Here is a 24,849-nt window from a genome sequence, read left to right as displayed (position 1 = left end):
CCTCACTCCCAATTCATGTCGTCGCGGTCATGTCGCTATAGGCGACCTGTCGCGCGGCTCGTTATCCATCCAACGCTGCTTGGATTGCTCCAGATGCGTTCGCATGGCCGCCTGCGCCTGAAGCGGATTCCTCGCCTCCAGCGCTGCATAGACGATTTCGTGTTCTGCCAAAGCCAGAACCCACGTATCGTTATTCTCAAACCGTGTTCTGATCTGCGACGTCAGCGGGCTGTGCCGCTCATCGAAGAGATCGCGGATAATTCGTACCACCACCGAATTGCCTGCCTGTTCGGCCAGCAACAGGTGAAACTGCCGGTCAAGCTCCATCGCCCGGCGGTCGACATGCACCTGGGCGCGCATTTCGTCGAGCGTGGCGCGCAAGGCAGCCAAGGTCTCCGGCGTCATGCGCGCACAGGCCATCACCACCAAACTGCCTTCGATCAACTCGCGCGCCTGCATGATTTCAAGCGGGCTTTCGCCGATCGAAACGCCTTGCGTCACAACGCGCTTTTCCGGCTCGGCGCTGACATAAATGCCGGAACCCATACGGATTTCGACATTGCCGGCAATTTCGAGAGCGATCAGCGCCTCGCGCAGCGACGGGCGCGACACGCCCAATTGCTGGGCAAGCTCGCGCTCAGCCGGAAGCCTGCTTCCCGCCGGAAACTGCCCGGCCTGAATGAGACCTCTCACCCGGTCGGCAATCTGCTGGTAAAGCCTGCGGGGTTCCGCTGTGGCCGCAAAGTCGCTCATCGTCGCTCCCAAATTGGCCTTACCATAATTCCGGTCAGCCCCAAGCGCAATATGCCTGAATCGGTGCGAAAATGCGGCAAATCGCGCAGTACCACCGAAAAGTTCAACGCTATTTTTGGGCTATAAAGCCTATTGGCTTGACCAATTTAGTGCGGATTGCTTAGTTGTGACCTGCAAATTCGGGAGCATTCCATGCAAGACAAGCCAGTGATTCTTCAGTTCGGCACCAGCCGTTTTCTGCTCGCCCATGCCGATTTCTTCGTCGCCGAAGCGCTGGCAACGGGCGATGCAATCGGCACGATTGCCGTGGTGCAGACCACCTCCAATCCGCAAAGCGCGCAACGCATCGCCGCACTGAACGAGGGCAAGGGTTATCCGGTCGTGATCCGTGGTCTGGTCGATGGCAAGCCGTCGAAAACAGAGCACAACGCCAGGGGCGTGACCGCTGCCTATTCCGCGCATACCGACTGGGCCGCGATTCTCGATCTCGGCGCGACGGTCCAGGTGATCCTCTCGAACACCGGCGACAGGGGTTATGAGCTGGATGCAAGCGACGACGCATCGCTCATCGCCAATCCGCTGACCCTGCCGAAAAGCTTTCCGGCCAAGCTGCTCGTGCTGCTGCACAATCGCTGGCAGAACAACCCGGATGCACCGCTCTCGATTTTTCCGTGCGAGCTGATCTCCCGCAATGGCGACAAGCTGCGCGCAATTCTGATCAGGCTGACGCAGGACTGGAAACTGCCGGACAGCTTTGCCCACTGGCTGGAAACGCGATGCATCTTTGCCAATAGTCTGGTGGACCGCATCGTCTCCGAGGCCATCGAACCGGTCGGCGCCATCGCCGAACCCTATGCGATCTGGGCTATCGAACAGGCTGACGGTCAGACGCTGCCATGCCGTCACAAGGATATCGTCGTCACCGACGATCTGGCGCGCTATGAGCGGTTGAAGCTTTATCTGCTCAATCTCGGCCATAGTTTCATTGCCGAACGCTGGCTGAAGGGCAATCGCCCGAAAGACGAAATCGTGCTGGAAGCCATGCAGGATGAAACCATCCGCAGCGAGTTGGAAGCCCTGTGGCGTGAGGAAGTGCTACCGGTTTTCGCAGCAGACGGGCTTGGCGCGGAAGCGGAAGCCTATGTGGTTTCCGTGCGCAATCGTTTTCTCAACCCGTTCCTGAAGCATCGCATCGCCGATATTGCTTCCAATCACGAGGAAAAGAAGCAGCGCCGCTTTGCGCCCATCATCGCGCGGGCGGAAGAGCTGGGGCTCGGTCTGGAACAGCGCCGGTTGAAAGCGGCGCTGTAAGCCGTCAGGCGGCGCAGGCGCAGTAACGGATATGACAGCCGCGCTCGCCGCTATGCTCGACCTCCACATCGACACCGAACACGGAGCGAATGCGTTCCACGGTTAAAACCTCTCGCGGCGCGCCCAGCGCCGCCAGACGCCCCCTGTCCATCACCGCAATGCGGTCGCAGAACATGGCCGCATGGTTGAGGTCATGCAGCGCTGCCACTACCGTCAGGCCTATCGTTCGACTTTGACGCCGGACGAGATCGAGAAGGCCGATCTGGTGGCCGATATCGAGATGATTGGTCGGCTCGTCCAGCAACAGGATGCGCGGCTGCTGCGCCAGAGCGCGGGCAATATGCAGGCGCTGGCGTTCACCGCCCGACAATGTGTGCCAGTTGCGTTTGGCCAGATGCGACATGTCCACATGCGCAAGCGCCTGATCGACGATGGCGTCATCCTCCGCAGACCATGGTGAAAGCGTACCGAGATAAGGCGTGCGCCCAAGCTCCACTGCCTGCCGGGCGGTGATGCGCTCGGTCGTTTCCGCCTGCTGTTCGACCAGCGCCAGCAAGCGCGCAATCTCGCGGCGGTTGAAGCGTTCAATCGGCGCCTCGCCGAGATAAACCGTACCGCTGCGCGGGCGCTTCAGACCTGAAAGCAGCGATAGAAGCGTGGTCTTACCGGAACCGTTCGGCCCGATAATGCCGAGAAACTCGCCCTCGATCACATCGAGCGAAACGCCGCGCAGGATTTCGACGCTGCCTGCCGACCATGAAAGATTCTGTGCCGACAGCATCATGCCCGCGCCCTCCTTTGCCCAAGCAGCAGCGCAAAGGCCGGAGCGCCGACCAGCGCCGTCACCACACCGATGGGCAGCACCTGTCCCGGCACGATGATGCGCGACACGATGTCTGCTGCGATCATGAAGATCGCGCCGATCAAAGCGGATGTGGGCAGCAAAACGCCATGCCGGACACCCACCACCATCCGCGCCGCATGGGGAATGACAAGGCCAATAAAGCCAATGGACCCGACAATGGAGACCATAACCGCCGTCATCATGGCGCTTGCGCCAATAAGCACGGCATAAACACGCCGCACTGGAATGCCGAGCGAAGCAGCGGATTCTGCGCCGAAAGTGAAGGCGTCGAGCGCACGCGCATGCCACAGGCAGACCACCAGCCCGATCAGGCAAGCAGGCAGCGCCAGCGTCACATCCGGCCAACGCACGCCGGACAGATTGCCAAGCAGCCAGAACATAATGCCCCGCGCCTGCTCGGCATTGGCCGCCTTGGTCACGATGAACGAGGTCAGCGCGTTGAAAAGCTGCGATCCGGCAATACCGGCCAGAATGATCGCGCTGTTGCCCCGCCCCGCCTTCAACGCCAGCAGCGACACCAGCACAAAGGCAAAAATCGCCCCGATGAATGCGCCAAGCGACAAAGTGAGAACGCCAGCGCCGATGCCAAGAATGGCGACGCTGACAGCCCCGGTCGAGGCCCCGGCGGAAATGCCCAGAATATACGGATCAGCCAGCGAGTTGCGCAGCAGCGATTGCAGCACGACGCCGGAAAGCGCCAGCGCCGCCCCGCAGCATGCCGCCACCACGGCACGGCTGAGACGATAGCTCCACACAATGCCCTCATCGATGGGATCGAGCACATAGCCTGCATGCCACAGGCGGTTGGCGACGGTCTTCGCCACCACATCGAGCGGTATGGCGGTTTCGCCAATCGCTGCGCCCAGCCACAAGGCGGCAAGCAGCAGGATGAGCGCCAGAACCCCGGCGCTCAGCTTGTTGCTGAACGGAAGCCTTCCTATGGCTACCAATGCCGTCATTTGTTGAGGTCCGAGGCAGCGATGGCCGCCGCCAGCGTTTCGATGCCCTCAATCACCCGCAGCGAGGTGCTCATCGACTGCGCATCCATGTCGAAGACGTGGCCGTCCTTGACTGCAGGCATCAGGCTTGTCACCGGATCGCTTTCGAGGAATTTGCGCTTCACGGCAATATCGTCCGCCGGATAGCGGCGACGATCGAGTTTTGCTGCCACGATCATCGACGGGCCAGATTTGGCGATGGTTTCCCAGCCGATGGTCGGCCATTCTTCCTGGCTGTCGACCACATTCCTGATGCCGAGCGCCGACAGGATATAGGCCGGAGCGCCGAATTTTCCGGCGATATAGGGATCGGCGTCAATCTGCGTGCTGGAAAACCACACCGCAGCGGAAAGCTTGGCCCCGCTGGCGCCAATCTTGCGGCGCGCCGCATCTTCGCGCCCTTTCAGCTCGGCAATGAGCTTTTCACCGCGATCCTGCACGTTGAAGATTGCGGCCAGCTCGCCGATTTCCTGATAGACGATATCCATGGTGAAAGCGGCCGTGCGCACGCCGTCGCCGCCGCCGGAATTATCCTTGCCGACACAATCCGAAGGCGAGGTATAGGCCGGGATACCCAGTTCCTCGAACTGCTCCGGCTTGGCGACAATGCCATTCGGCCCGACATGCCATTGAAAATCCGCCGTCACAATATCGGGTTTCTGCGCCAGTACGCTTTCGAAGCTCGGGTCGTTATCGGCCAGTCGCTTGACCTTGGCGTTGACCTCTTCAAAGCCTTTCAGTACCGGGCCGAACCACACCGCCGTACCGACCACCTTGTCACCCAGACCAAGGCTGTACAAAATCTCCGTGCTGCTTTGACCGACAGCCACCGCGCGCGTCGGGGCCTGTTTGAATGTAACGTCGCGTCCGCAGTTCTTCAGCGTCAGCGGATATTGCGTTTCCGCCGCCTGCAGTGCTGGCGCGCCTGCAAACAGAAAAAGAGCGCATAAAGCGATGCGAAACGACGTCTTGCCGTGCAATGTCATGGGAAACCCCGAAATGGTGAGAGAAATGGCCACGTCAGCAAGCGACGGCGATAAGACGCCGTGAGCAAACGGAGATATCCGGGGATATGGATGACGATGAAAGAAAGCGCCTTGCGGCGCGATGTGCTGTCATAACCTGCTCCTGCTCCGGGCATCCCCGCCCGTGACAATGGATAATGATGGCCCAAAGGCCCTATGACGGCAGGTCTCCTGGCTTGCAGATAATCGCTTCCATCTGCCTTCCCGTGTCTTTCAGCTTTCGCCGGTTGAACACAGTGGCATGACGCCCGTCGGCGTCACGAGGATGAACAGCAATCCGCTTACAGTTGCGGGGGCAGCCACGGTCTCGGTCCCTTTTCGGGTCGTCCTCACCGTGTTCCCTATTAATCCCCTTCACTCTCGGTCGGGGAACCGTCGTAATACTATTACGTTCGCATTGCGCTGAGGTCAAGTGGCTCTGTTTCCATTTGGCGGTATGCCCAAGCGCATAAAGCCATGGTTAACAAAGCGTTAATATCACATTGATTTTATTTAATGTTTCAAAATGCAGACATTCATCTTCCGTTCATTCGTCTCCCAATAGTGTCCACCCAACAGCAAAGGAGAACATGATGTTCAAAAAAGTCATTCTTGCAGCCGTAGCCCTTTCCTTCATCGGCGCACCGCTGGCCGCACAGGCGCAGGATTATCAGCGCAAGCCGGGTCCGCACCGCATGGACCAGAAGCCGCGTCCGCCGCATGGCAAGGAATTCGGTCGTAAAGACCCGCGCGACCATGGCCGTCAGCATTGGTCCAAGGGCCAGCGCTACAATGACTGGCGCCGCCAGCCGGAAGTGCGCGACTACAAGCGTTATGGTCTGCGCCGTCCGGGTCCGGGCCAGCGCTGGGTGAAGGTTGACAACCAGTTCCTGCTGGTCACCACGGCAACGGGAATCATCGCTGGCATTCTCGCTGGCCGGTAAGCCGCAAGCCTCAGTGTTTCTAAAAATCGGCCAGAGCAAAACTCTGGCCGATTTTCTTTTTGCAATGTTAGAAACTGACTTTCAGGCCGCCGCCAAGCGTGAACGCCTGCAAGCCGGCGCCTGCATCATCGGGGAAGCTCTTAACCTCCCCCGTTGTTCTGTTTTCCATCATCGTGTCGCCCCTCATGCGGAAGTATTTTTCATAAGCCGCCGAGAGATAGACATTTGTGCGCTCGGTAAAGGCATAAGCGACTTCGGCCTGCGTATCCAGAAACGCCCGGCTTCCGAACGTATCAGTAAAACGCTTATCCCCGTGCCAATGATCGTCGATGTCCTTGGCAGCGACAGTTGCTCCTACGCGCCCCAGCAACGAAAAAGACCATTTTTCGAATGTTGAACGCCATTCGCCGCCCACAAACAGCGCTGGCAAACTTTGCTCGTAGCTGATCCCCTTCCCAGAGAGGACGCCCGTTTTATCGCGAAATCCCTCTTCGCTGTAGACATATTGCGAGTTACCGCTGGTCCATTTCACATTCGTATATTTGAACCCGCCATGCAGATTGAAGACGTTATGTTGATTGATCTCGAAATCATGCCCAACGGCAATATCCAGATTGATGTAACGATCCAGATCTGTCTCATCGCTAACCGAACGATCTGTCCAGTCATCAAAATCATAACTTTTCAAATATGGCGCTAACCAATCGTAGTCTTCCATCTTGTGGGTGCCACCCAGCCCGATTTTCACACGGCCAACCACAGTTATATTTTTCATGGGATCGGCCCTGAAAGCGCCGGTCAGCACAGGCATTTGCGACTGCCAAAACAAATGGCTCATGCGGTTTCCGCCATTGTAGACGATTTCGTCCGCCTTGACCCAAGCGTAGCCGACACCGCCTAAAAAGGTGAAGCTTTTGTCTATATTTGTATATTGAACCCCCGCGGCCTTGTCCGCAGCATTGGCCAAAGGAAAATTTAAAAACAATAAGAATATTGATAAAACGATACGCTGCATGCGCCACTCCTGTAACAGATGACGCATAGTTATATTTTTAATATTGCACAGAAAACTGCCAGAGATAGTTCACTATTTCTGCGCCCATGAAAGGCTATCACCAGTGCGCGCACATGAGGACGACGCGCGCCTCTGAGCCTATCGGTTGCGGGCCTTCATCAGAATCCAGATGAGAACGATCATTACGACGAGGCCGATCGCCAAACCAATCAAACCGCCATAGACGGCATCGGTGTTGCCGCCGATCAATGCCCCAATGCCAGCCCCTAAAATCAGCAGGATAAGCGGCGGCAGGCATCCAATCATTGCGAGGTCCTACAAACACGATCCGATATTTGTGCACCCATAAGTGCACCCGTTTGTGGCCCCATATTTAGCGAGATTTCGCGCAAGCGACAACGGCTTCACGGCGGGATTGTCCAATCCCGCTGCAATGCCGTTGGTATACGAATGGGGCCATAGAAGACTTGCCCCGCTGTCAACCGGGGCAAATGCCTCTGCTAAGCGCCTTTGGTACCAAATATTTTGCCTGGACCTATATTTCGCGTCGGTCCGACCGCCAGCAAAACAGGCTTACCGTTTTCCTTGCTGGTCGCTACCGCAGGTTTTTGTGCGCCCACGACCGGTGCCGCAGCAAGCGCAGTGCCAGACACCATCATCGATCCGATTGCTATTATCGCTATGGCTTTCATATGCCCTCCTCTGCTGGTCTCGCCAGCAATTCGCCAAACACAGAAACGACCGTGCAGGTGACGTGCACGATCTTGACACAGAGGACGACAAAGCCGGATGAAACGCCATACGTCATCTGTCGTATTTCGACATGGCTGAACGAAGAAAATAAGCGCGCTGCTTGCCAACAAACTGATCTGCACATGCAGCAGGTCCGCGCCCCTCTGCAGCTGAAGCCTGCCGCCTCTTATAGTCGCTAAAAAACACGCGCCTCGCATCTGCGAAGCGTGCTGTTTTGCGCGCTGAGTTTTGCTGAAATTCATGCTGTGGGGTTCTTGAAACCGTCGGAGCGATTACTAAATCGAAGCCGTCATTCCAACTTTATCGTTCGATCAAATGGAGGTTCCGATGAGCGACCGTTTGTTTGACAGTCCTGTTTTTGTGAAGGACGGCAAATTTCTAATCAGGGAGATTGCAGGCCCGATCGACGCAATCGATTTTCTTTATGAATGGCCACAGGATGATCGCGATATCATCTATGAAGTGGCATGGAGCGCCTGTTGCGACGCTCACAGCGGACAAAAGCCGCTGATCGTGGCGCAAAACGCATTTGAAGGATTTGCGCGAAAGCGAAATATTCTCGAAAAACCTGAAGCCGCCATGCCGTGGATGATTTCGCATGGCAATGGCGGTGGCCGCGTTCCTGTATGAGGGAATGGCAATGCATTGGTATTTTCTGATTGAGGGAACGATCCTCTTTGCGTTTCTCTGGGTCGTATCGATGCTTTTCTGGGATACCAGACGGCGGCAGTAGCTTGAAACCCCGGCTTGTCCGGGGTTTTTTATTCATCCGCTCGGGCCTTTCTGCGGCACAAGCAGCGGACTGGCCCCCTTTCTTGTCTAATCGTGCCAGAAATGTCCCGTTCTGATCGAATAAGACACACGCTATGCGTTTAAAAGTTGCAGCTAAAACACGTGAGTATTAAGTCCCGAGCCGGGCAGCCTAAGCAATTGCCCGCCCCCGCGAGAGGCATAATTTCAACACCACTTATGCCTCTCGCCCCGTTGTCGTTCTCATGGACGCTGCACCGCGCCACGCCCAACAGCGCAACGATCAATATATCGCCCCGTTATAAAGAGTTGACCGCGCCAACAGGAACCACAGGCGGGTCTGGCCGTTCATTTGCACGGCGGGCGCGAGATAAGGATAGGTGCCATGTATAAGTTTTCGACAATCGCAGCGGTGATGGTGACAGCGCTTGTGGCGACCGTTCCAGCACAGGCCCAAAGCATCGAAATCGGACCCAACGGGATTCAGGTCAATCCAGACGATAACCGGCGCATGGATCGTGATCGACGCGGTTACGGCGACGAGATAAGCGAGCGTAGAGCCGCGAGAATTGCACGCAACGAGGGTATGGATGAAGTCGAAAGCGTGTCACGACGTCGAAACGTGTATGTTGTTCGGGGCGTGGACCGTCGAAATGACGATATGCGCGTTGTGATAGACCGCCGCACGGGCGAAGTGCTCGAAGTGCGCTGACGACATAACCCCGGTATCGCGCCGCGTCGCCGGGGTTTTTCGTTCAATTTGCGTAAGTCGGATGAACTTTTGCCGGTCGGGGTTGTTTGGTCGCCGGAGGAACCCGGTATGAGCTGGTTTGTATGGTTCATTGGCACAATGATCGTGTCGCTGTTCGCGCTCATCGGATTCACGGCTTGGGCAGAACGAGACCGAGACTGACGATGTTCGATATCGGTCTATACGACCACATATTCCTGCTTACTCGCCTTCCATGACGGTGACGTGCGAGCTGCAATAGAGACCTTGCTGAAAGACCGCGATTTTCTGGTGAAGGAAATCGAATATACTAGCCTCGCAATGTCGATGGGCTTTGCCCGCGAATGGAAGCCGACGGTGTTCGTAAAATGAGCGGCAGGTCACGCGGTGAGCCGCCTAAGACGCTCATCAACAAAGAATATCCGTTTCAAGTCGTGCTTTACCTCACAGATTGGCACCGAACAAACCTCGTTCAGATGTTGAACGACCGGGAGAGATTAGGCGGGTATCGGCTATGGAGAAGTGTGTATCACGATAAGAAAGATTTCAGCGCGGCCATGTTCCAGACCGAGGAAGGCCAGCAAGAATTCATCCGGCTTTATGGCGGCAAGGCACATAACCCGCACGACAAGTCTTCCAAGCCGTGGGAGACGTATTTTGAGAAATGAGAATAAGACCGACCTTCTTGAAGGAAATGCCTGCTTCGGCACGGATAATGGATCTGTTCGGCTGGTACGAGCTTTACGGCTATTGCTGCCGATGCGGCCATATCGGGTCCGTAGACAGAACCATCATTCTGCGAAAGTTCGGTACGCACACCTATTTCGTGGATCTGCACCCTCGAATGCGGTGCAAGGCCTGCACGGCCAAGGGCGATGCTCAATTCGGGATAACAAAGGCACCGAGATAAAATGAGCGGATATAAGAGCGAGAACACCGTCGCAACCAAAGGCGGCAAGCTTTTTGAGCACTACTGTGATTCGAAGGGCTGCAAAGCGTGGGGTTCGTTTGGCTACAAGACGGCCTTTGGACAGCTCTGGTTTTGCCGTGAGCATAAACAGGAAGGCGAAGACGCGCTGGCTGGCAGAAAGAAATAGGCGCCCGTTCACAGGCGCCCATTGGAATTACCTTCCAGTCTTGCATCCTTTGCCGGTACGGCAGTGACTTTCTGGCTTCCAGCTAGCCATAGCCGACGCTGTAGATGCCCCAGCCAAGAGTAAAGCCATCGCGATAATTGCAAATTTCATAGCACCCTCCAATATTCCCTTCCCCTGCGGAAGGTTGGAGTACATTCAACCAATTCAGGCTTGTAGATTAAATACGCCATCCGCCGTATTTCGCGCTGGCTGGACGAAAACAATAAGCGCACTACATTTCCAGCAACCGGAGGCGCGCATGTGCGGACGATTTACCCAGACCTATACGTGGGCTGAAATCCACGCGATGTACAATCTGACGGCAGTTACGCCTCGGAATATCCAGCCTCGCTACAATATCGCGCCGACCACGCAGGTGGGCGTCATAACGCAGAAAGACGGCGCACTCGACTATTCAGAAATGCGTTGGTGGCTCGTGCCCAACTGGTGGTCGAAGGATTTGAAGAGTGTTCCAGCTACTTTCAACGCTCGATCTGAAGAGATCGCCAGCAAGCCTATGTTTCGCTCCGCCTTTAAAAGCACCCGTTGTCTTATCCCGGCCTCTGGCTTTTTTGAATGGACGGGTCCGAAAGAATCGCGCCAACCTTGGTTCATCTCCGCTAAGGACGGGAAGCCCCTGACCTTCGCAGGCCTGCATGAGACATGGCGCGACCGAACCACCGGCGAAGAGGTGAAAAGCTGCACGATAATCACCTGTGCCGCTAACGACTTCATGGCAAAAATTCACACCCGAATGCCCGTCATCTTGGACGAGAAGGACTGGCACCTCTGGTTGTCAGAGCCACGTGAAGATTTGCTCAAACCCGCAAATGACGACGTACTGCAAGCGTGGCGCGTGTCGCCCCAGGTCAACAACAGTCGCTACACTGGCGATGACACAATGGAACCTATCACACCCGTGGAATAGCCTTTTCTGCGCCAAGGGCATACTTTTCAGAAACCTTCTGGGCCCTTCCGCATTAACCTATATCACTTGAATCAATGCCCCACGGCTTTTGCTTTGGTTGAGTACTGAAGGGAGGCTAATCATGCCGTTTTTTAGCGAGGGAAGCCGCATTTATACAATCGAGGAAGTGAACTTTATGCGACGGATTTATTCCGATGCTGTTGTCCTGCTCGATGAAAGCGAAAGAGAGTATGTGGGGATAGATCTCTCTGGCACAATTATCATGCTTTATGAGAGCGGGCTTCGAGACCTCGGCTACATGTCAGAATTGGCCGCCAAATTGACACACCAGAAATATCAATTCCGGCATCCAGAAGATCATTTTCCCGCCGCAAACTCCAATATGGAACCAGCCGATTATGATTAACATCATGGACACTTTGCGGAATTCGTTGAAGAACGAGACACGATAGTCGAAGTGAGCAGTTCGGACAGTGCCCACCGACCCGACTAAGTATTTTTAGAATAAATAAAATTCATGCTGAATGAAACTTTTTAATAGCTGCCGAGTTCTCATCTCCAGAGCACAATCTATCGATCACTAAAATCCCGACCTTCGGGCATTTTTTTATCTATGCGAAGGAGACAATCAACATGAACTCTATCATCTATTTAGTAGGACTAGTTGTCATCGTGTTGTTCATTCTCTCTTTTCTGGGGTTACGTTGATGGTAGATCCAACTGTCGTAGAAAAGACGTCTGATCGCGGCTATGTAGACTGGGCGGCAATCTTTGCTGGCGCTACAGTGGCATCAGGTGTGATGGCCGTCCTGACCACATTCGCCGGCGGCCTTGGCTTAAGCTCATTTTCCGTCGATGAAGGCGGGGATATAAGTACGGTATGGCTCGTTATTACGGCGCTCTTTATCGTCATATCGACGGTCGCCTCTTATATGCTCGGCGGATATATCACCGGAAGAATGCGCCGCCCCGCTGGAACCGCAACTCGTGACGAACTAACCGTTCGGGACGGCCTGAACGGCTTGGTTGTATGGGGTTTGGGAACGATCGTTTCCACGCTACTACTCGTCAGCGCTATTTCAGGTGGCGCAAAAGCGGTTGGAAGCGCGGCTGAGACAGCAGTACAAACAGCTGGTACAGTTGTTGGCAGCGCCGCTCAGGGCGCCGGTCAGTTAGCGGGCGGCATCGTTTCAGGTGCAGGGCAAGCTGTCTCGGGGCTTACGCAAGGCGCAGGGCAAGCGGCCGCTCCATCCGTAGAGCAGATGTTGCCGCAAGGACTGAAAACCAACCCATTAGACTATCTTACAGATAGCCTGCTGCGCACAGACGCCCAAGGAAGCTCTGTGGCCGGTCAGGAAGCACAGAACTTGGCGGATTTCCAACGTCAGATAAGCGGCATTCTGGGAAACCTGCTTAGTACTGGCGAAATTTCTGACGCTGACCGCGCCTGGCTCACAAACCAAGTCGCCACGCGGACGGGACTTAGTCAAAATGACGCCCAGACGCGAGTGAACCAGACCGTTGAGCGCGTTCAGGCCCTGCGCTCCGAAGCTCAGGCGAAAGTGGAAGAAGCAAAGAAGGCACTCGCCGACGCTCAAGCACAGGCCGAGAAAGCTGCTGAAGAAGTAAAGGCTCAAGCGGCTGAAACTGCTGAAAAGGCCAGAATAACTGGCATTCTCACTGCATTCCTGCTTGCAGCATCTGCTCTCGTTGCCGCTGTGGCAGCCTACATCGGAGCCATACACGGAGGCCGTCATCGTGACGAAGGCAGAATTTGGGGTGGCTTATCTTACCACAGATAACCAATCCGCTTAGGCGAAACGGGCTCTGGAGGAATCCGGGGCCCTTTTGATTTTTTTCCCAGATGGACAACCTCTTTGGCCGCCGGCCATCGAGCCGCCGAAGAAGGCGGCCTACATCCCTGAAAGGCAGAAAGTTTGAAGCCTGACTTCATGTGAGGCTTTACTTTTTTGACCAGATGGGTAAATTTTTGTCGCCCTTGGGAGAGAGGGCTCAGTAGCCTTACCCCGCGCGGTTTTCGCTGCGGGGTTCTTTTTGATACGAATTAAACTTCTGCTAATGAATCAATTGTAGGGCCGTTGGTACAAAGTACGGTTTGCCCTTAAGTGACCTTAATTGTCCGCTTGCTATTCGCGTGCAGTCCGTCCACCATAGGTTGTCAGCTTTTGATTGAATACGGGCTCAGCTGACGCGGGCTGAACTGCCCTTGCCCGCAATTTGAAAGGAGGACGCTATGTCTTCCAACATCCATAATATGGATTTTCACTCAAACCATCGCATACTGAAGCAGATGATTATGAAAGCCGGTTATCTAACAGCCAGGATGAAACCACTGCCGGGTCCTCATTACAATGACTCGGTATTGATTTTAAATAGCTTTATGGCTGAGGTCATGGGCGACATTCAAGCGAATGCAGGCCCCCACACTGATGGCTCATTCTCTTACGGCACAGCTTAACAATCATCATTTGAGGGAGCCCGCACCGGGCCTCTCAAGTAACTCGTTATTTCTATATGAAGACAACGGAAATTGTAATAGATTTAAGTTTTTCTCTCTATGAAAGAGATCGTGAGATATTAATAATTTGACAAAATTTATTTAAGCTGATAAAAGCTAGAAATCGAGATTTTCTTGCTGAGATTTGCTCCCTGCGCGATTAGCACTGCGCGCCGAACGAAAACTCCCTTTAAAAAATCGTTTCATCTCTGCGTTTAATTCAAACGCGGATATCAATATTGCTATGAAAGGGGTTCATATGAGCACCGGCACAGTTAAATGGTTTAACGCAGCAAAAGGCTTTGGTTTCATTCAGCCTGAAAACGGCGGTTTGGATGCGTTTGTTCACATCTCCGCTGTTGAGCGAGCAGGTATGCATACGCTCAGTGAAGGTCAGAAGCTGACTTATGATCTTGAACAGGATCGCAAGTCTGGAAAAATGTCCGTTTGTAATTTGCAGGCGGCTTGAATGAAGTTTCTTCTTTCTAGTGACCACGGATGTACTGGCACAATCGGAAGAAGTTGACTTTTGGGGTCGGGCAATAGCCCGACCTTTTTTATTGCCCGGCAAGGGAGCCAACACGAAAGAGAGATTAGAATGAATAACCATGAGGTGAATATCGGCCTTACCATTCCGAACAGTAACTTTAGCGTGGTGAAAAATGCTGTTGCTACGCAGCGCGATATTGAAGACGCGCACAAACAGATGTCATCCCCCTCAGAAGATTGGACAAAACTTTCCAATATACTTAGGCGGTCGTGCGGAGGCTCATCGCGAAAACGTTCTTTTCGTAGATAAGAACCCAAGGGAGCCGCGTTACTGGCTACGTTTTTCTTCTCGTTTCCAAAGCCTTAAGCCTCTCCGCGAAATAGATGATCTTATTCAGATCGTACATCCGGCTGGCCGCGTCTTTCTCACCGAACCTATAGCAAGCCTTGAAGATGTTGCCGAGCGCAAAGGACATGCCTTTGTGCTCGATAAGATCGTTTAGCTCGGTCGCATGGGGAGGCAGCTCGTAATAGCTCGTGCTGCCGCCGTCGGAGGTGACTGATTTAAACTTGAGGTCGGCATAAATGGGCGCTGTTCTGTCGACGACGAAACTCATACCTCTTCCCGCACCTTCCGCTTCGGCTCTTCAAACTTCTCAGTTACTGGCCCGCCTGCGAGTAACCCGCGAACTGACGAAAGCTTATCGCGAACAAGCGGGCGAAACCGACGCGCCGCGAACGGCGGATTGTCATAACCGAATTGCGGGCAGATTCCTCGATCGACGCCTTTCAGACGAACGCCGATGTAGCTGCCCTGCGTGTAGTGCTCAAATGGTCCGATCCAGCTTATGGTGTAGACTTCGCCTTCCCGGATTTCGATGAACTGTTCGAAGCCGACCTTGGCATCGATGCAGACGACCTGATCACCAACTTTGAAAGGGGTCATGGCGCTTCCCCGATGATTTCGAGAGCTTTTGTATAGCGCGCTCGGTGCTCTTCATCGTCGCCATAGGCACGTAGATTGTCGCGCAGGTCTGCGATCTTCACCGGTCGCGCGATAGGGTTAGAGCAGGCCCGTTTGACGTAGACGAGATAGTCTTCATCATCGCGCCGAGTTATCGCGTTTAGAGCGAGCACGATGTCGTCATCAAAACCGAACGAATAGATATCGTTCAGCGAGGTATTCGTGTGCTCGATCATGTCGTGCATAACTGCGAGGATCTGCGTTTCACGCGTTTCCTGAGCCATCATGACGCGCAGCGGATGCAGAATGTACGGGTCGCCGTTGTCGCTCTTCTGGTCCATATGCGCCGCTGCCGCTACCGCAATTGCTGTTTCAAGGTTACTCATGGGTTTTCTCCTACGGCGCTTGCTTCAATATTGCGGAACTCGACCAACACTCCGTACCGCTTGGCCCGCTCGATGCCTTCGATCATACCACCGCTTATACCAAGATCTTCGTAGATCACGCACTTCTCCGCCACCCGATACCATGCGAGACCAGCCTCGATGCCGAGTTCACGTTCATCAGGCCGCACGTCGTCCAACACCTGCGTATGCAGCAAGTGGCTCGCAATCGGTGCTTCGCCTCGCCGCAAGCTATCTAGAAGGCAAGCGCGCGCATATTCCGTATTGCGCGCCTCGTCGCCGCTGTAAGGGCTTTCGATGATGACGAGTGGCTTGCGGCTGTCGTTATAAGGTTTTGGCAGGCAACTTATAACTGCCCCACCTGCCCTCATCTGCCGTCCTTCAACGGCCACTCGCGCGGCGCGGTCTTCTGCTTCTTCAAGCATATTCTCTCCTCGTGTTTTTGGCTGCGGTGGTTAGTATTTTGGTTAATATTTTACTAACATCACATTGATTTTATTTAATGTTTGCACCTTCGTCTGTTCATCTAGCGTTCAGTTCGCTCCCGATATCTTGCGGACAACAAAGGAGAGCATTCATGTTCAAGAAAGCTGTACTAGCCGCCATCGCTATGACGTTCGTTGCCGCTCCAATGGCACAGGCCCGCGATTACCATCACGGCAAGCCTGCTCCACAGCGCTATGAGCCGCAGCGCCCGCATCACGGCAAGGAGTTCTATCGCCATGATCGCCGCGACTACGGACGTCATCAGTGGTCAAAGGGTCAGCGTTACAGCGATTGGCGCCGCCATCAGGAAATCCGCGACTACAATCGCTACGGTCTTCGTAAGCCTGGTCGTGGCCAGCATTGGGTTAAGGTCGATAATCAGTTCCTTCTCATTGCAGGTGCCACCGGATTGATTGCAGGCATTCTTGCTGCACAATAGGACAACGAAGTGAGAGGCGGGCAAAACCCGCCTTTTTCTTTTTAAGCTGCAGCCCGCTTAGGCTGGTTATCATTCGCGGCCACCAGCAAACGCGCAGCGCCTTGGACCATTTCAGGCCTGAGCGTCAGGCGCGAAACTTCGCCGTACAGCTTTGAGTACGTGATGACCTTCGCCGATCTGCCTGACAGCCAACCTCCGCCGGCAGCATATGCGTCTGGCGCCGCCAGCGTCTCGTGGCGCTCGACATACATCAGACCAGACTTGCGCCCTTCGTCCGAATGCAAATGGCCGATGTGCGCATAGGCATATTTGCTCCGTCCATACATTTCGCGAAACATGCCCGCGAGTGTCGCATCAACGTTATTGACGCCGCGCTTGTGGCCGTGATGTGCGAATATTGCCGTCTTGCCCCACTCATAGGCGTAATAAAGGCTGGGTGAATTATCGACGGTGATGCGAGGCTCGTTCTCATACATCGCTGCCAGCATTTCTCGAAGCCAAGCCGAGGAGGCTGGATCGTGATTGCCCTGTGCCATAATGATGTGCACATGCTGATGCTTTTGCAGCAACATGTCGATGACGCGACGGACTGTTCGGATGATGACGCGAATGATCTTCTGCAAGCGCGAATCCGAATCCAGCACGTGTTTGCTGGCAGGCGTGACCGTTTCCATGCTGCCGTAGTGAGCAAGGTCACCGAGTTGCGCCAAAACGGCGGTGTGCGCATCTGGCGCAAGATCAATCGCGGCAGCGAACCAGTCCGTAACCAGTTGCTCTGCAATCTCGATATCGTAATCAGAGCCGGTTTCTTCGCGCCATGCCAGCATCCCAAAATGGGCGTCTGTTAAACAAAAGAAGTTCAACAACTCCGCATTCGTGCCGCGCGGAGCGGGCATAATGCTGGCGCGCGGCAGGCTTTCCGAAAGAGCCGACACCATGGCATCGAGTGCCGCACGCTGTGCGCTGGCGTCTGCCCGCTCCATAATGTGCTGCGTGATAACCCGGCCTTCGGCATTGACGAGCGTAGTTTTGCCTTTGACGGCAAGGCCAGCTGTTGGCTCATATACCGGGCCAGCCTGTTTCGTCTGGCGCATATAAGTGCCGTTAGGCGTATCGGTCAGGCTTTTGATCGCATATCCGGGCAACGTCGGCGACGGACCCAACAGCCCCAGCTCTGCCGCCCGCTTTATGCTGTCGTGGAATGCTGACTTCTTTATGCCGAGCGCACTGGCAGCTTTAACCAGCGTGCCGTGCTCGCGGTAAGCCTCGGCGCGGCGCAGGAGTTCTTCGTGTGAAAGGCGCGCACCCGCACCCTTTCTGTCATGGGACATACAGTCTCCTCGTGTTTGGTTGGTAGCCGTGGTGAGCGGCGCAAAAGGAAGGAGGGAATGTCTCGATAAATGTGGTGTTAATGGCGCATGAAAGAATGATTTCAGTAATAAATATTCACGTAAGAGACGATTTCCTAATTAAAATTTGGGCTGGAGTACGGCCGCCGACTCACCATAAATACTTCAAAATTAAACAACACGGGTGTTAATATGCGTGCGATTTTGGCGCTAGGCGCGTTACTTGTATCCAGTATTTATGTGGGCGCGGCAGAAAAACCCATCGAGTCGTACTACGCTCGATTAAGCGCCGAAGATCATTTCAATTCAGCGGGTGAGCGCCTAACCACAGCGGCAGCGATTATTCGGCAGGATCGAGCAAACTTCCATGTTTATGGGAAGCGCGATCGTGAAGATGATTCGGATTATACGTTTTCTGACAAGGCTAACCGCGCCCGACTCGAACGAATGATCGCCAACGGCCATTACCTCGGTGGCGCCGAAAGCGCGGTGCTAAACGGAACGCCGCTTATATATGTCGAAATTTACGAAGATTACGTCACGGTCTCAGTCCGGGACAATTGAAATCCGACATCGAACGGAATGCGTTACTTGTGGCCTCACCTCCGCATCTATGACGCCAGAGTAAAAACAGTGGCCCGATAGTTGTCATATTTTTTTGCTTGCTATCAACAACCACAATATTGCCGACGCCCTGCCCACCAGCTAAAAGCGCGCATGATTTCATTTCCTTGGTGGGTTGCCGCCCTCGTATATATGTCAATCTATTGGCCGATTACCGTGATGATAGCGGCGGCTATAGCCATAACGGCATTCTTGGGAACGAATAGCACCGGGTGGAGAGCAGCCTGGAGTGTTCTGGCATTCCTGATCGTGGCGCCGGTCATCTGGTTCTACACGCTTGCATAAATAGGAACCACGGCCCAGCGGGGCTGATAGCTCTCTTTAAGCCGTCTGCATTCACATGATCCGGAGAGCGCCTGGACCTGAAAACCAGTAGTGAGCTGCTCGCGCCTTTAGCTTACCAAAAATGAAAAGAGCGGCTCGAAAGCCGCTCTTTCAAAAACTGATTACTTGGCCCATCGGCCTTCGTACTTAAACTCGGTGGCCTTTTCGAGCTGTTCCTTGGTGGCGTTCATTTTCGCCGACCATTTCTTATCATTCTCAGAATAGACAATCTCGATAGCATCCGGGTCAACGACTACATACTTTTCGCCGACGCCCAAAAAGCCGCCAACCGATACGATATAGCCTTCGACGTCACCGTCGCCCATCACTACATCCTGGATTTTGCCGATGCTCTCATCGTTAGAATTCGTAACATCAAGGTTAAGAATATTACTAGTAATAACGTCGGTAGGCTTTGCAGTAACAAATACCTCTTCTTGCGTTGCGGTAGCGCTCTGCGCATTTGCGAAAGAAACAAGTGCACCAGTTGCAACAGCAGCTAACAAAATACGACGCATATTATATTCTCCATTCATATTTGGCATTTACGAACGTATAATGCGCATGCGGTATCCTTTGTTCCCACTTTTTAGGAATTAATTTCTACTTCTCACCGATTTTGGCTGCATCAGATTATCAATCCGCTCGGTGAGCCCATCGATGCGGTGCGCCACGCTTTCGATGGCCCGCATGATCTGGGACGTCTGCTCTTGCATGCCTGCTTTCGTGGCGAACGTCTCTGCCGCGCGCAGCTTGTAGTCGGAAAGCTCTTGCCGCGTCAGGCTGGCAAGTGCGGTCGCAGCGTCAGCTTTTGCAGCGCTACGCGTCTCAGCTTTTGCGATCTGGCTTTCGACGTACTTCCAGAGGCCGAACAGAAAGCCCATCAGCATCACGATAAAGCCGACAACGGCCATGATTTCAGCGCCGGTCATCCGATAATCCCCCTTGCCGCCACGCCCAGCCATAGGCAGGCCAGCCACAGTTGCGCCCTCACGGTCGCACCCCGCAAAGCTTTTCAAGTTTCGTGTTTTCCGCGAGGATCTGACGCTGGGTTTCTGGCGTCATCCGGTCCGACACGCTTGGCCGGACTGCCCGCGCTACGTCGCAATAGCTACCAGCTGTCACGCATCCACCGAGACAGAGCAGCGTCAACATCAGCGCCGCCAAGCTTGCTGGTTTCATCTTCGATTTTCCTTGCTTTGTTGGCGGCTTTCAGCCGGTCGGCGGTGGCGCTTGTGACGCTGTCCGCCCTGCCCTTGAGGTAAGCGCCCGCCAGAATCGCAAGGGCCGCAGCGATAGCCACGGCCCAGCCTGTGATTTTGGAGCGGAGGGATAAGAGCCAGGTCATGTCGGCACTCCCGTCAGCATAATGGACGCGCTGCCGTCGCGTTCGCGGCGGATGAGGTAGCCATCGCGCGTCTCAGTAATTCCCTGAGCGAAGGTCAGCTTGGCGTCGCGCCATTCCTGCGTTTTGCCGCCGTACTGGACCTGCGCCGTATCCGTGTCCGTGTCGTAATCGATCACCACCTTAATCTTACTCACGCCGCCGCCCTCTTCAGCTCAAGCCTGCCGCTCTTCCAAAGCCAGAACCCCGCGCCCGCTGCGACCAGCAGAAGCGCGACAGTTGCGAACGCCCACGGGTTAGCCACAGCGCCAATAAGGCTGGTCGCCATCGTGCCAGCACCACCCGTAAGCATCAGTTTAACGGCGGGGCTTTCGAGCAGAGGCACATCATCAGGCTTGGCGTCCTCAGCCGCGGCGGGCTTCATTTCACGGGCAGCCACAAGGCTGTCGAGGAAATTGCGGTAATAGCCAGCGATTAGGCTGGCCTTGTCGCTGCCGTTGACGATAGCGCGGGCGCCCACTGGGTTAGCGTTACCGGCGCCGAAATAGTCTGCCAGCCGCTTGCCCGTGAACTTGCCGTTGATCATCCCGTCGAACAGGATGCTGATAGCCGTGGCCATCTCCAGCGCAGCGTCGGGGTTATCGCCGAGGCCATACTTCTTATAGTTGTCCTTGCCAGTGATCATCGCCAAGGCGCGGCCACGATATATCCAGCCATCGTTCGCGCCAGTATTGCCCATGCGACCGCCATAGACCTTGTTGGCCAAGGCCTGTGGGTTGCGGACATAAGGCTGTGCGGCAGTGGCAGACGCGAACCGCGACGGCCACACCTGCCTGATGCGAGCCGCACTGGTATAATTGAGGTTTTCCTCGATCGGCTGCATCTTGCCGCCCGTCTCGTGGAATGCCGTTGCGAGCACATAAGCCGTCTGCTCGTCTGGCAGGCCTCGCCGCTCAGCTTCAGCCAGAATTGCCGACGTGCCGTCGACCTGCGCCTGGCTCAAACGCCCGCCAAAAGGCGCGCGCCTCGCATACGCGAAGAACGTTGTTTTGTTCATGGGGATTTCCTGTAATGGAGTTGGGAGCTCAATTTGCGCTCCGTGCGCACAGTTCGTTCTGAAGCGTAATTCCAATTGAACGAACGAAAGATCCTCCCGTTCGTTATTCCGAGACCGTTAGTCTGGAAGTATATCGAACGCCACCAAGAATGCGGATCCGGTCGGCTGCCGTGAAGACATCACAGGATCATTCGCTTTGTTAGCGTAATTGAGCCACAAGCCAGTGTTCACCGGAGATGAGGCGATGTACAAAGCCGCCGGTAATTGGCGGGCGATATGAACCACTGAATGTTGGATAGACAATGTACAAAACTGCAGCTTTCGCAGCACTGATAACAGTATTGGCTTCCGCTCTTCCTGCGCACGCGCAGAGTATAGAAATCGGCCCGAACGGCATCCGCCTAGTAGAACCTGAAAGTGATCGCCCGCGATATCGCGAAGATATCAGCGAACGTCGTGCGGCACGCATCGCTCAGAGAGAGGGTATGGACGAAATTGACAACGTATCACGTCGACGCAACGTCTACATCGTCCGCGGAGTGGACCGTTACGATGATGAAATGCGGGTAGTCATCGACCGGTATTCCGGCGAGGTACTGCAGGTTCGCTGACAAATAGCCCCGGCTTGTTCCGGGGTTTTTCTTGAGGATTTTGTCATTGGTGGGTTGCCCGGTGAGCGAGCAAGGGCCATTACCGCCTGATCTTCTCCAAGACAAAGGTAATTCACCAAATGCTCGTAAGATGGTCCGGTTTCGGAATGGTTTCCGTTTTTGTGTTGATCGCAGGTATGTTGGGGGCGACTTTCCTGTTGAGACCGTATTTCATGCAGACCATGGCACTTCATCCAGCGGCATATGTCGCAAACGGTATCGGTCTCATTGCAGGTGCATTAGCAAACCTTTTGGTGGTTGCGGCTTTCAAGAAGATTTCAGCGGACACGTATCACAGCTTCATGGGTATCAGCATGATTGGATGGTCAGTCATCGGTGCGGTCGGCGGCGTTGCTCTCGCTGTGTACGGATGGACGCTGTAAGCCGTGCTTTTGTTGAACGGCGCGCCCATCGTGTCCGCTGCGCGTTAAGGCGCGTATGCTCACGGCGGGGCGCTTTGATCAGCGAGCGCACGCCTTTGCTCTGACGTCGCGGCTTGCCTCGCTTGAACAGGTGGCAGATTTCAACTTCCTGTCGTGTCCAATAGCCCATTCCCATGCGCCCCTTGTCCCAGACAAAGGCCACACTGACAGGACGGAATCCCCACGATGCAGCCACATCGAAGGCTTCACGCTGCAGATGTGAAACTGTCCACATAAATAGCAAACAGTCGCGGGCGCATACCTGTTCGACAGGTAGCGCCTTGATATCGTCGAGCGACATCACGCTATAAGGCTGGCGACCTCTAGCCGGCGCCACGTTCTTCTTGCTGTAGGTTCTAAATGCCCATGGCGGGTCCGCAAGGACGCAGCCGAAAGGCCCGCTCGGTAGCGGCTCAATCATCCTCATCTCCTCGTGTTTCGTGGTGGTAACCCGCCAGTTGGTGGCTGGTGGGGTGTTGACAGGGTCACATTTTACGTTTTGTCTGCAATTGGTGACGAAGCATGAGGGAGAGCGGGAAATTCCTCAGGGCAGGCGCCGCGATGTGGCCCGTTCCAATGCTAAGCGGAAGCGTCCGTTAGGTTCAAATCCTATATCGTCACCACCTCGGAATTTAAGCCGCCCTCACCGTAACGCTCGGCTGGCCTTCTCGCAGCACTGCACTGGGCACATCTTCGCCAGCATCCAGCGCGGCCTTAATCGCCGTCTTATCCGGCTCACGCTTCAGCTTCACAACGTTATCGGGCAGCAGCGCTTCATCCACAATCTCAACCCCGGCGCGGCCCTTACCGATACTCACGGTCGCCTCCGGCAGGCTGACCTTGTTCAGGTTGGCAGCCTTCAACAGACGCAGCAACAAGGCCCGCATGGCGTCCTTGCGTCTGGTGTATCGGTCTTTGCGCGCGGCCAATTCCTTGGCGCGTTCGCCGATGGCCAGTACCATGCTGTTTGCATCGCGCTCGATGGCCACGATCTTACCGAGCACGCGGTAAGCGTCCGTCTCACCTTCGATCGTGTCAGCGCGCAGTTCCTCATCTTCGGCCAGTTCTGGGTATACCGCAACCAGGTCGGCGAATTCCCGTTCCAGCACGGTAACATCATAGGCCAGATAGTTCTGCGCTCTCGCGTTGTCGGCTTTGTTCTGCATCATTACTCCTCGTTTTTTGCTGGTTGGTTTTGCTGCGATAAGCAGCGGTAGGTAAGTTAACATGCCTCGCGGCGCATCCCGTTAACGGGTTGTCAAAATGGTATGTCGTCTGCCAGTATTTCTGCTAGTCCAGCGGACATGGGCTCATTGTCATTACCAGCCCCCGTCACGTTGTCATTCGCAGCACCCGGCATGGCGTCGACCACTTCCCAGTATTTGCCGTTCGGCTTCACAACGATTTCGCCCGTAGGCAGCAGCTCGTTCTGGCGTTCCATGAATTCCAGCACCGTTTTCGGGAACGGGGCCTGACCGCCGTGCTTTCGCCACCACCTGTCTGACTTCGATTTAAAGAAGCCCGTATCCAAGTCCACAGCGCCCATGCAGACGGTGAAATCGAATGCCTTGAAGATATCTTCGGCAGCCGGAAAGAAGTCGAAATACATCAACTGGGCGATATTGTTGCTTTGATCGGCAAACGTCACGGCCCGCTTGCTAGCAGCGACGCACCAGAGGCCTTCTTCATATGCGTCATAAACAGCGCGCTCAAACGCCCGACGTGATTTGAAGTAAAGATCAACGTCATTGATCTTCGCCCCGGTAAAAACGCTCGTCACGGCGCCGCCAGCTACAAACGCGCCCTCAAAGCGTATTGGCAACGCGCCATCGATCTGTCTGCGCTCCGCTTCATAAGCCATACGTATCTCCTCGTGTTCGGTTCGGTAAGGTGGTTGCTACCGGCGCTTTCGCGCCAGTAGCGGGTTGACTTAACCCCAAGGTCGCTTCTTGCCTGCCGCAGCAGCAGCCGGCGCCGGTTTGTTGCTGTTAGCCGCGGCCGGTCGGTTGTCATTGGCCGGACGGGCTTGCGCTACCGGCTGGTTGGTGTCGATTGAAGGCTGGGGAACGTTGCCCTCATCGGGATAATAATAGCGCTTTATCTCGGCTCGGGCCGGATACTGGCCGTCCTTCGACGGCTTGCCGAGGCCGATTTTTGCCGTGAACGCCTTGAAGTGCAGTTCTTCGCTGTCCTCGACTTCCGAGACGCCAATCGCTCGGCAAAGGCTGGCGAACTGCCTCTGGCCGATCTCTTGGGCCTGAGTGCTTTTGTTTTTGAGGTTGTAATTGTTGAAGAGCTTGCGCTTCGCGTACTCTTCCGGGCGAATAACGACCATCGTCGTCTTCAGGATGGTGCCCGTGCCGTCCTTCGTGGCGGTTACTTCGCTGGCCTCGATTTCCAGCTCATAGTCGCCGTTCGGCAGTTCCGACTAATCGGACTGCGTGGTGTCGTGTTTGGTCGCATCAAATGTTGAGCCAAGTCTGGCCATCTATAAAATCCTCGTGTTGTTGGTGGTGTGGTTAGGTAATCGTTACGGATGTTTAACTATTAACCATTTTATTCTCATGGTAATTCGCAGCTGCGTAAGTAAT

37 protein-coding genes and 1 riboswitch are annotated in these 24,849 nt (G+C 54.9%); of the genes, 16 read left to right on the top strand and 21 right to left on the bottom strand.

All coding sequences use genetic code 11. The features are described 5' to 3' along the window. Window positions 1-27 precede the first annotated feature (27 nt). Complete coding sequence (locus WIX40_RS07165; RefSeq protein ID WP_339439541.1) at window positions 28-753, bottom strand: FadR/GntR family transcriptional regulator; 726 nt, start codon at window positions 751-753, stop codon at window positions 28-30. Between the two features lie 192 nt (window positions 754-945). On the opposite strand from WIX40_RS07165, the gene WIX40_RS07160 reads away from it, so the two are divergent. After that, window positions 946-2,064 carry a mannitol dehydrogenase family protein gene (locus WIX40_RS07160; RefSeq protein ID WP_339439539.1) on the top strand — a complete coding sequence of 373 codons (1,119 nt, stop codon included), beginning with the start codon at window positions 946-948 and terminating at the stop codon, window positions 2,062-2,064. A 4-nt stretch (window positions 2,065-2,068) separates the two neighbouring features. Here the strand turns inward: WIX40_RS07160 and WIX40_RS07155 are convergent, their stop codons facing one another. From WIX40_RS07155 to WIX40_RS07145, 3 genes are read right to left on the bottom strand one after another with little or no spacing between them, the layout of a single operon-like run. Then, the gene (locus WIX40_RS07155; protein ID WP_339439537.1) at window positions 2,069-2,848 is read right to left on the bottom strand and encodes an ABC transporter ATP-binding protein; all 780 of its coding nucleotides are present in this window, start codon (window positions 2,846-2,848) and stop codon (window positions 2,069-2,071) included. Next, on the bottom strand, window positions 2,845-3,888 hold the full coding sequence (locus WIX40_RS07150; protein WP_339439536.1) for a FecCD family ABC transporter permease: 1,044 nt from the start codon (window positions 3,886-3,888) through the stop codon (window positions 2,845-2,847). Before WIX40_RS07150 ends, WIX40_RS07155 begins: the two co-directional genes overlap by 4 nt. Next, window positions 3,885-4,913, bottom strand: coding sequence for an ABC transporter substrate-binding protein (locus WIX40_RS07145; protein WP_109367122.1), 1,029 nt, complete (start codon window positions 4,911-4,913; stop codon window positions 3,885-3,887). The genes WIX40_RS07150 and WIX40_RS07145 overlap by 4 nt, the downstream gene beginning before the upstream one ends. A gap of 183 nt (window positions 4,914-5,096) precedes the next feature. Next, window positions 5,097-5,344: riboswitch (cobalamin riboswitch) on the bottom strand. 180 nt (window positions 5,345-5,524) lie between these two features. Between WIX40_RS07145 and WIX40_RS07140 the strand changes: the two genes are divergently transcribed. Continuing rightward, window positions 5,525-5,875 carry an RcnB family protein gene (locus tag WIX40_RS07140; protein WP_109367121.1) on the top strand — a complete coding sequence of 117 codons (351 nt, stop codon included), beginning with the start codon at window positions 5,525-5,527 and terminating at the stop codon, window positions 5,873-5,875. A 67-nt stretch (window positions 5,876-5,942) separates the two neighbouring features. Here the strand turns inward: WIX40_RS07140 and WIX40_RS07135 are convergent, their stop codons facing one another. From WIX40_RS07135 to WIX40_RS07125, 3 genes are all read right to left on the bottom strand, one after another. Further along, the gene (locus WIX40_RS07135) at window positions 5,943-6,890 is read right to left on the bottom strand and encodes an omptin family outer membrane protease (protein ID WP_339439535.1); all 948 of its coding nucleotides are present in this window, start codon (window positions 6,888-6,890) and stop codon (window positions 5,943-5,945) included. Between the two features lie 138 nt (window positions 6,891-7,028). Further along, complete coding sequence (locus WIX40_RS07130; protein WP_167836071.1) at window positions 7,029-7,196, bottom strand: hypothetical protein; 168 nt, start codon at window positions 7,194-7,196, stop codon at window positions 7,029-7,031. A gap of 194 nt (window positions 7,197-7,390) precedes the next feature. Continuing rightward, on the bottom strand, window positions 7,391-7,582 hold the full coding sequence (locus WIX40_RS07125; RefSeq protein WP_109367119.1) for a hypothetical protein: 192 nt from the start codon (window positions 7,580-7,582) through the stop codon (window positions 7,391-7,393). Window positions 7,583-7,970: 388 nt separating this feature from the next. On the opposite strand from WIX40_RS07125, the gene WIX40_RS07120 reads away from it, so the two are divergent. The 10 genes from WIX40_RS07120 (at window position 7,971) to WIX40_RS07075 (ending at window position 14,174) form a co-directional block, all read left to right on the top strand. After that, the gene (locus tag WIX40_RS07120; protein ID WP_109367117.1) at window positions 7,971-8,273 is read left to right on the top strand and encodes a DUF982 domain-containing protein; all 303 of its coding nucleotides are present in this window, start codon (window positions 7,971-7,973) and stop codon (window positions 8,271-8,273) included. Between the two features lie 505 nt (window positions 8,274-8,778). Then, entirely contained in the window at window positions 8,779-9,105 is a 327-nt protein-coding gene (locus tag WIX40_RS07115; RefSeq protein WP_339439534.1) for a PepSY domain-containing protein, read from the top strand. Between the two features lie 264 nt (window positions 9,106-9,369). Then, window positions 9,370-9,495 (top strand): hypothetical protein, encoded by a 126-nt coding sequence (locus WIX40_RS07110; protein ID WP_371834123.1) that lies wholly within the window; start codon window positions 9,370-9,372, stop codon window positions 9,493-9,495. Then, a complete protein-coding gene (locus WIX40_RS07105) occupies window positions 9,468-9,791 on the top strand; it encodes a hypothetical protein (RefSeq protein WP_121538173.1) in 324 nt (107 codons plus the stop codon). The genes WIX40_RS07110 and WIX40_RS07105 overlap by 28 nt, the downstream gene beginning before the upstream one ends. A gap of 243 nt (window positions 9,792-10,034) precedes the next feature. After that, window positions 10,035-10,220 (top strand): hypothetical protein, encoded by a 186-nt coding sequence (locus tag WIX40_RS07100; protein ID WP_109705688.1) that lies wholly within the window; start codon window positions 10,035-10,037, stop codon window positions 10,218-10,220. A gap of 298 nt (window positions 10,221-10,518) precedes the next feature. Next, window positions 10,519-11,187: an SOS response-associated peptidase gene (locus WIX40_RS07095; protein WP_339439526.1), complete on the top strand. Its 669-nt coding sequence runs from the start codon at window positions 10,519-10,521 to the stop codon at window positions 11,185-11,187. A gap of 121 nt (window positions 11,188-11,308) precedes the next feature. Continuing rightward, window positions 11,309-11,593, top strand: coding sequence for a hypothetical protein (locus WIX40_RS07090; protein ID WP_109367109.1), 285 nt, complete (start codon window positions 11,309-11,311; stop codon window positions 11,591-11,593). Window positions 11,594-11,894: 301 nt separating this feature from the next. After that, window positions 11,895-12,989, top strand: coding sequence for a hypothetical protein (locus WIX40_RS07085; RefSeq protein ID WP_339439524.1), 1,095 nt, complete (start codon window positions 11,895-11,897; stop codon window positions 12,987-12,989). Window positions 12,990-13,441: 452 nt separating this feature from the next. Next, window positions 13,442-13,666 carry a hypothetical protein gene (locus WIX40_RS07080; protein ID WP_339439522.1) on the top strand — a complete coding sequence of 75 codons (225 nt, stop codon included), beginning with the start codon at window positions 13,442-13,444 and terminating at the stop codon, window positions 13,664-13,666. Window positions 13,667-13,964: 298 nt separating this feature from the next. Continuing rightward, complete coding sequence (locus WIX40_RS07075; protein ID WP_167836075.1) at window positions 13,965-14,174, top strand: cold-shock protein; 210 nt, start codon at window positions 13,965-13,967, stop codon at window positions 14,172-14,174. Window positions 14,175-14,529: 355 nt separating this feature from the next. On the opposite strand, the gene WIX40_RS07070 is transcribed toward WIX40_RS07075, so the two are convergent. From WIX40_RS07070 to WIX40_RS07055, 4 genes are read right to left on the bottom strand one after another with little or no spacing between them, the layout of a single operon-like run. Beyond that, window positions 14,530-14,811 (bottom strand): hypothetical protein, encoded by a 282-nt coding sequence (locus WIX40_RS07070; RefSeq protein WP_235942811.1) that lies wholly within the window; start codon window positions 14,809-14,811, stop codon window positions 14,530-14,532. Then, window positions 14,808-15,140 (bottom strand): hypothetical protein, encoded by a 333-nt coding sequence (locus WIX40_RS07065; RefSeq protein WP_339439519.1) that lies wholly within the window; start codon window positions 15,138-15,140, stop codon window positions 14,808-14,810. The genes WIX40_RS07070 and WIX40_RS07065 overlap by 4 nt, the downstream gene beginning before the upstream one ends. Further along, window positions 15,137-15,544, bottom strand: a complete 408-nt coding sequence (locus WIX40_RS07060; RefSeq protein ID WP_283736184.1) for a GTP pyrophosphokinase — start codon at window positions 15,542-15,544, stop codon at window positions 15,137-15,139. The genes WIX40_RS07065 and WIX40_RS07060 overlap by 4 nt, the downstream gene beginning before the upstream one ends. Further along, window positions 15,541-15,987, bottom strand: coding sequence for a DUF7768 domain-containing protein (locus WIX40_RS07055; protein ID WP_339439516.1), 447 nt, complete (start codon window positions 15,985-15,987; stop codon window positions 15,541-15,543). Before WIX40_RS07055 ends, WIX40_RS07060 begins: the two co-directional genes overlap by 4 nt. A gap of 152 nt (window positions 15,988-16,139) precedes the next feature. On the opposite strand from WIX40_RS07055, the gene WIX40_RS07050 reads away from it, so the two are divergent. Then, entirely contained in the window at window positions 16,140-16,487 is a 348-nt protein-coding gene (locus tag WIX40_RS07050; RefSeq protein ID WP_283736186.1) for an RcnB family protein, read from the top strand. Window positions 16,488-16,528: 41 nt separating this feature from the next. Here WIX40_RS07050 and WIX40_RS07045 read toward each other — a convergent pair whose 3' ends face one another. Beyond that, window positions 16,529-17,818 (bottom strand): oxidoreductase, encoded by a 1,290-nt coding sequence (locus WIX40_RS07045; protein WP_339439510.1) that lies wholly within the window; start codon window positions 17,816-17,818, stop codon window positions 16,529-16,531. Between the two features lie 210 nt (window positions 17,819-18,028). On the opposite strand from WIX40_RS07045, the gene WIX40_RS07040 reads away from it, so the two are divergent. Next, window positions 18,029-18,400 (top strand): hypothetical protein, encoded by a 372-nt coding sequence (locus tag WIX40_RS07040; RefSeq protein WP_339439508.1) that lies wholly within the window; start codon window positions 18,029-18,031, stop codon window positions 18,398-18,400. A 506-nt stretch (window positions 18,401-18,906) separates the two neighbouring features. Here WIX40_RS07040 and WIX40_RS07035 read toward each other — a convergent pair. The 5 genes from WIX40_RS07035 to WIX40_RS07015 form a co-directional block, all read right to left on the bottom strand. Continuing rightward, window positions 18,907-19,302, bottom strand: coding sequence for a PRC-barrel domain-containing protein (locus WIX40_RS07035; RefSeq protein WP_339439506.1), 396 nt, complete (start codon window positions 19,300-19,302; stop codon window positions 18,907-18,909). A gap of 78 nt (window positions 19,303-19,380) precedes the next feature. Next, window positions 19,381-19,803 carry a hypothetical protein gene (locus WIX40_RS07030; RefSeq protein ID WP_339439504.1) on the bottom strand — a complete coding sequence of 141 codons (423 nt, stop codon included), beginning with the start codon at window positions 19,801-19,803 and terminating at the stop codon, window positions 19,381-19,383. Window positions 19,804-19,895: 92 nt separating this feature from the next. Further along, window positions 19,896-20,132, bottom strand: coding sequence for a hypothetical protein (locus WIX40_RS07025; protein WP_339439501.1), 237 nt, complete (start codon window positions 20,130-20,132; stop codon window positions 19,896-19,898). Continuing rightward, complete coding sequence (locus WIX40_RS07020; protein WP_339439499.1) at window positions 20,129-20,326, bottom strand: hypothetical protein; 198 nt, start codon at window positions 20,324-20,326, stop codon at window positions 20,129-20,131. The genes WIX40_RS07025 and WIX40_RS07020 overlap by 4 nt, the downstream gene beginning before the upstream one ends. After that, the gene (locus WIX40_RS07015) at window positions 20,323-21,186 is read right to left on the bottom strand and encodes a chitinase (protein WP_339439498.1); all 864 of its coding nucleotides are present in this window, start codon (window positions 21,184-21,186) and stop codon (window positions 20,323-20,325) included. Before WIX40_RS07015 ends, WIX40_RS07020 begins: the two co-directional genes overlap by 4 nt. 302 nt (window positions 21,187-21,488) lie before the next feature. Here WIX40_RS07015 and WIX40_RS07010 point away from each other — a divergent pair, with 302 nt between their 5' ends. Continuing rightward, window positions 21,489-21,797: a PepSY domain-containing protein gene (locus tag WIX40_RS07010; RefSeq protein WP_339439496.1), complete on the top strand. Its 309-nt coding sequence runs from the start codon at window positions 21,489-21,491 to the stop codon at window positions 21,795-21,797. A 146-nt stretch (window positions 21,798-21,943) separates the two neighbouring features. Then, window positions 21,944-22,219 carry a hypothetical protein gene (locus WIX40_RS07005; RefSeq protein ID WP_109367098.1) on the top strand — a complete coding sequence of 92 codons (276 nt, stop codon included), beginning with the start codon at window positions 21,944-21,946 and terminating at the stop codon, window positions 22,217-22,219. Here WIX40_RS07005 and WIX40_RS07000 read toward each other — a convergent pair. The 4 genes from WIX40_RS07000 to WIX40_RS06985 all read right to left on the bottom strand — a co-directional run bounded on the left by WIX40_RS07000 (window position 22,167) and on the right by WIX40_RS06985 (window position 24,680). Beyond that, window positions 22,167-22,679 (bottom strand): MT-A70 family methyltransferase, encoded by a 513-nt coding sequence (locus WIX40_RS07000; protein ID WP_339439491.1) that lies wholly within the window; start codon window positions 22,677-22,679, stop codon window positions 22,167-22,169. The two genes, WIX40_RS07005 and WIX40_RS07000, sit on opposite strands and share 53 nt — an antisense overlap. A 211-nt stretch (window positions 22,680-22,890) precedes the next feature. After that, complete coding sequence (locus WIX40_RS06995; protein WP_339439489.1) at window positions 22,891-23,427, bottom strand: siphovirus Gp157 family protein; 537 nt, start codon at window positions 23,425-23,427, stop codon at window positions 22,891-22,893. Between the two features lie 89 nt (window positions 23,428-23,516). Then, window positions 23,517-24,119 (bottom strand): Gabija anti-defense Gad2 family protein, encoded by a 603-nt coding sequence (locus tag WIX40_RS06990; RefSeq protein WP_339439487.1) that lies wholly within the window; start codon window positions 24,117-24,119, stop codon window positions 23,517-23,519. 69 nt (window positions 24,120-24,188) lie between these two features. Beyond that, the gene (locus tag WIX40_RS06985) at window positions 24,189-24,680 is read right to left on the bottom strand and encodes a DUF669 domain-containing protein (RefSeq protein WP_339440963.1); all 492 of its coding nucleotides are present in this window, start codon (window positions 24,678-24,680) and stop codon (window positions 24,189-24,191) included. Window positions 24,681-24,849: the final 169 nt, after the last annotated feature.

Source organism: Ochrobactrum teleogrylli (assembly GCF_037482325.1).
GTDB lineage: Bacteria > Pseudomonadota > Alphaproteobacteria > Rhizobiales > Rhizobiaceae > Brucella > Brucella teleogrylli.
This window is presented reverse-complemented; position numbering and strand designations above follow the sequence as displayed.

Coding starts and splice junctions, on each gene's coding strand:
- WIX40_RS07070 (WP_235942811.1), bottom strand. CDS start 14,811: ATGAGTTTCGTCGTCGACAGAACAGCGCCCATTTATGCCGACCTCAAG.
- WIX40_RS07015 (WP_339439498.1), bottom strand. CDS start 21,186: ATGAACAAAACAACGTTCTTCGCGTATGCGAGGCGCGCGCCTTTTGGC.
- WIX40_RS07115 (WP_339439534.1), top strand. CDS start 8,779: ATGTATAAGTTTTCGACAATCGCAGCGGTGATGGTGACAGCGCTTGTG.
- WIX40_RS07095 (WP_339439526.1), top strand. CDS start 10,519: ATGTGCGGACGATTTACCCAGACCTATACGTGGGCTGAAATCCACGCG.
- WIX40_RS07055 (WP_339439516.1), bottom strand. CDS start 15,987: ATGCTTGAAGAAGCAGAAGACCGCGCCGCGCGAGTGGCCGTTGAAGGA.
- WIX40_RS07160 (WP_339439539.1), top strand. CDS start 946: ATGCAAGACAAGCCAGTGATTCTTCAGTTCGGCACCAGCCGTTTTCTG.
- WIX40_RS06995 (WP_339439489.1), bottom strand. CDS start 23,427: ATGATGCAGAACAAAGCCGACAACGCGAGAGCGCAGAACTATCTGGCC.
- WIX40_RS07025 (WP_339439501.1), bottom strand. CDS start 20,132: ATGACCTGGCTCTTATCCCTCCGCTCCAAAATCACAGGCTGGGCCGTG.
- WIX40_RS06990 (WP_339439487.1), bottom strand. CDS start 24,119: ATGGCTTATGAAGCGGAGCGCAGACAGATCGATGGCGCGTTGCCAATA.
- WIX40_RS07005 (WP_109367098.1), top strand. CDS start 21,944: ATGGTTTCCGTTTTTGTGTTGATCGCAGGTATGTTGGGGGCGACTTTC.
- WIX40_RS07045 (WP_339439510.1), bottom strand. CDS start 17,818: ATGTCCCATGACAGAAAGGGTGCGGGTGCGCGCCTTTCACACGAAGAA.
- WIX40_RS07090 (WP_109367109.1), top strand. CDS start 11,309: ATGCCGTTTTTTAGCGAGGGAAGCCGCATTTATACAATCGAGGAAGTG.
- WIX40_RS07120 (WP_109367117.1), top strand. CDS start 7,971: ATGAGCGACCGTTTGTTTGACAGTCCTGTTTTTGTGAAGGACGGCAAA.
- WIX40_RS07135 (WP_339439535.1), bottom strand. CDS start 6,890: ATGCAGCGTATCGTTTTATCAATATTCTTATTGTTTTTAAATTTTCCT.
- WIX40_RS07150 (WP_339439536.1), bottom strand. CDS start 3,888: ATGACGGCATTGGTAGCCATAGGAAGGCTTCCGTTCAGCAACAAGCTG.
- WIX40_RS07100 (WP_109705688.1), top strand. CDS start 10,035: ATGAGCGGATATAAGAGCGAGAACACCGTCGCAACCAAAGGCGGCAAG.
- WIX40_RS07060 (WP_283736184.1), bottom strand. CDS start 15,544: ATGAGTAACCTTGAAACAGCAATTGCGGTAGCGGCAGCGGCGCATATG.
- WIX40_RS07075 (WP_167836075.1), top strand. CDS start 13,965: ATGAGCACCGGCACAGTTAAATGGTTTAACGCAGCAAAAGGCTTTGGT.
- WIX40_RS07080 (WP_339439522.1), top strand. CDS start 13,442: ATGTCTTCCAACATCCATAATATGGATTTTCACTCAAACCATCGCATA.
- WIX40_RS07000 (WP_339439491.1), bottom strand. CDS start 22,679: ATGATTGAGCCGCTACCGAGCGGGCCTTTCGGCTGCGTCCTTGCGGAC.
- WIX40_RS07145 (WP_109367122.1), bottom strand. CDS start 4,913: ATGACATTGCACGGCAAGACGTCGTTTCGCATCGCTTTATGCGCTCTT.
- WIX40_RS07050 (WP_283736186.1), top strand. CDS start 16,140: ATGTTCAAGAAAGCTGTACTAGCCGCCATCGCTATGACGTTCGTTGCC.
- WIX40_RS07130 (WP_167836071.1), bottom strand. CDS start 7,196: ATGATTGGATGCCTGCCGCCGCTTATCCTGCTGATTTTAGGGGCTGGC.
- WIX40_RS07065 (WP_339439519.1), bottom strand. CDS start 15,140: ATGACCCCTTTCAAAGTTGGTGATCAGGTCGTCTGCATCGATGCCAAG.
- WIX40_RS07010 (WP_339439496.1), top strand. CDS start 21,489: ATGTACAAAACTGCAGCTTTCGCAGCACTGATAACAGTATTGGCTTCC.
- WIX40_RS07085 (WP_339439524.1), top strand. CDS start 11,895: ATGGTAGATCCAACTGTCGTAGAAAAGACGTCTGATCGCGGCTATGTA.
- WIX40_RS07035 (WP_339439506.1), bottom strand. CDS start 19,302: ATGCGTCGTATTTTGTTAGCTGCTGTTGCAACTGGTGCACTTGTTTCT.
- WIX40_RS07040 (WP_339439508.1), top strand. CDS start 18,029: ATGCGTGCGATTTTGGCGCTAGGCGCGTTACTTGTATCCAGTATTTAT.
- WIX40_RS07125 (WP_109367119.1), bottom strand. CDS start 7,582: ATGAAAGCCATAGCGATAATAGCAATCGGATCGATGATGGTGTCTGGC.
- WIX40_RS07140 (WP_109367121.1), top strand. CDS start 5,525: ATGTTCAAAAAAGTCATTCTTGCAGCCGTAGCCCTTTCCTTCATCGGC.
- WIX40_RS07155 (WP_339439537.1), bottom strand. CDS start 2,848: ATGATGCTGTCGGCACAGAATCTTTCATGGTCGGCAGGCAGCGTCGAA.
- WIX40_RS07165 (WP_339439541.1), bottom strand. CDS start 753: ATGAGCGACTTTGCGGCCACAGCGGAACCCCGCAGGCTTTACCAGCAG.
- WIX40_RS07105 (WP_121538173.1), top strand. CDS start 9,468: ATGGAAGCCGACGGTGTTCGTAAAATGAGCGGCAGGTCACGCGGTGAG.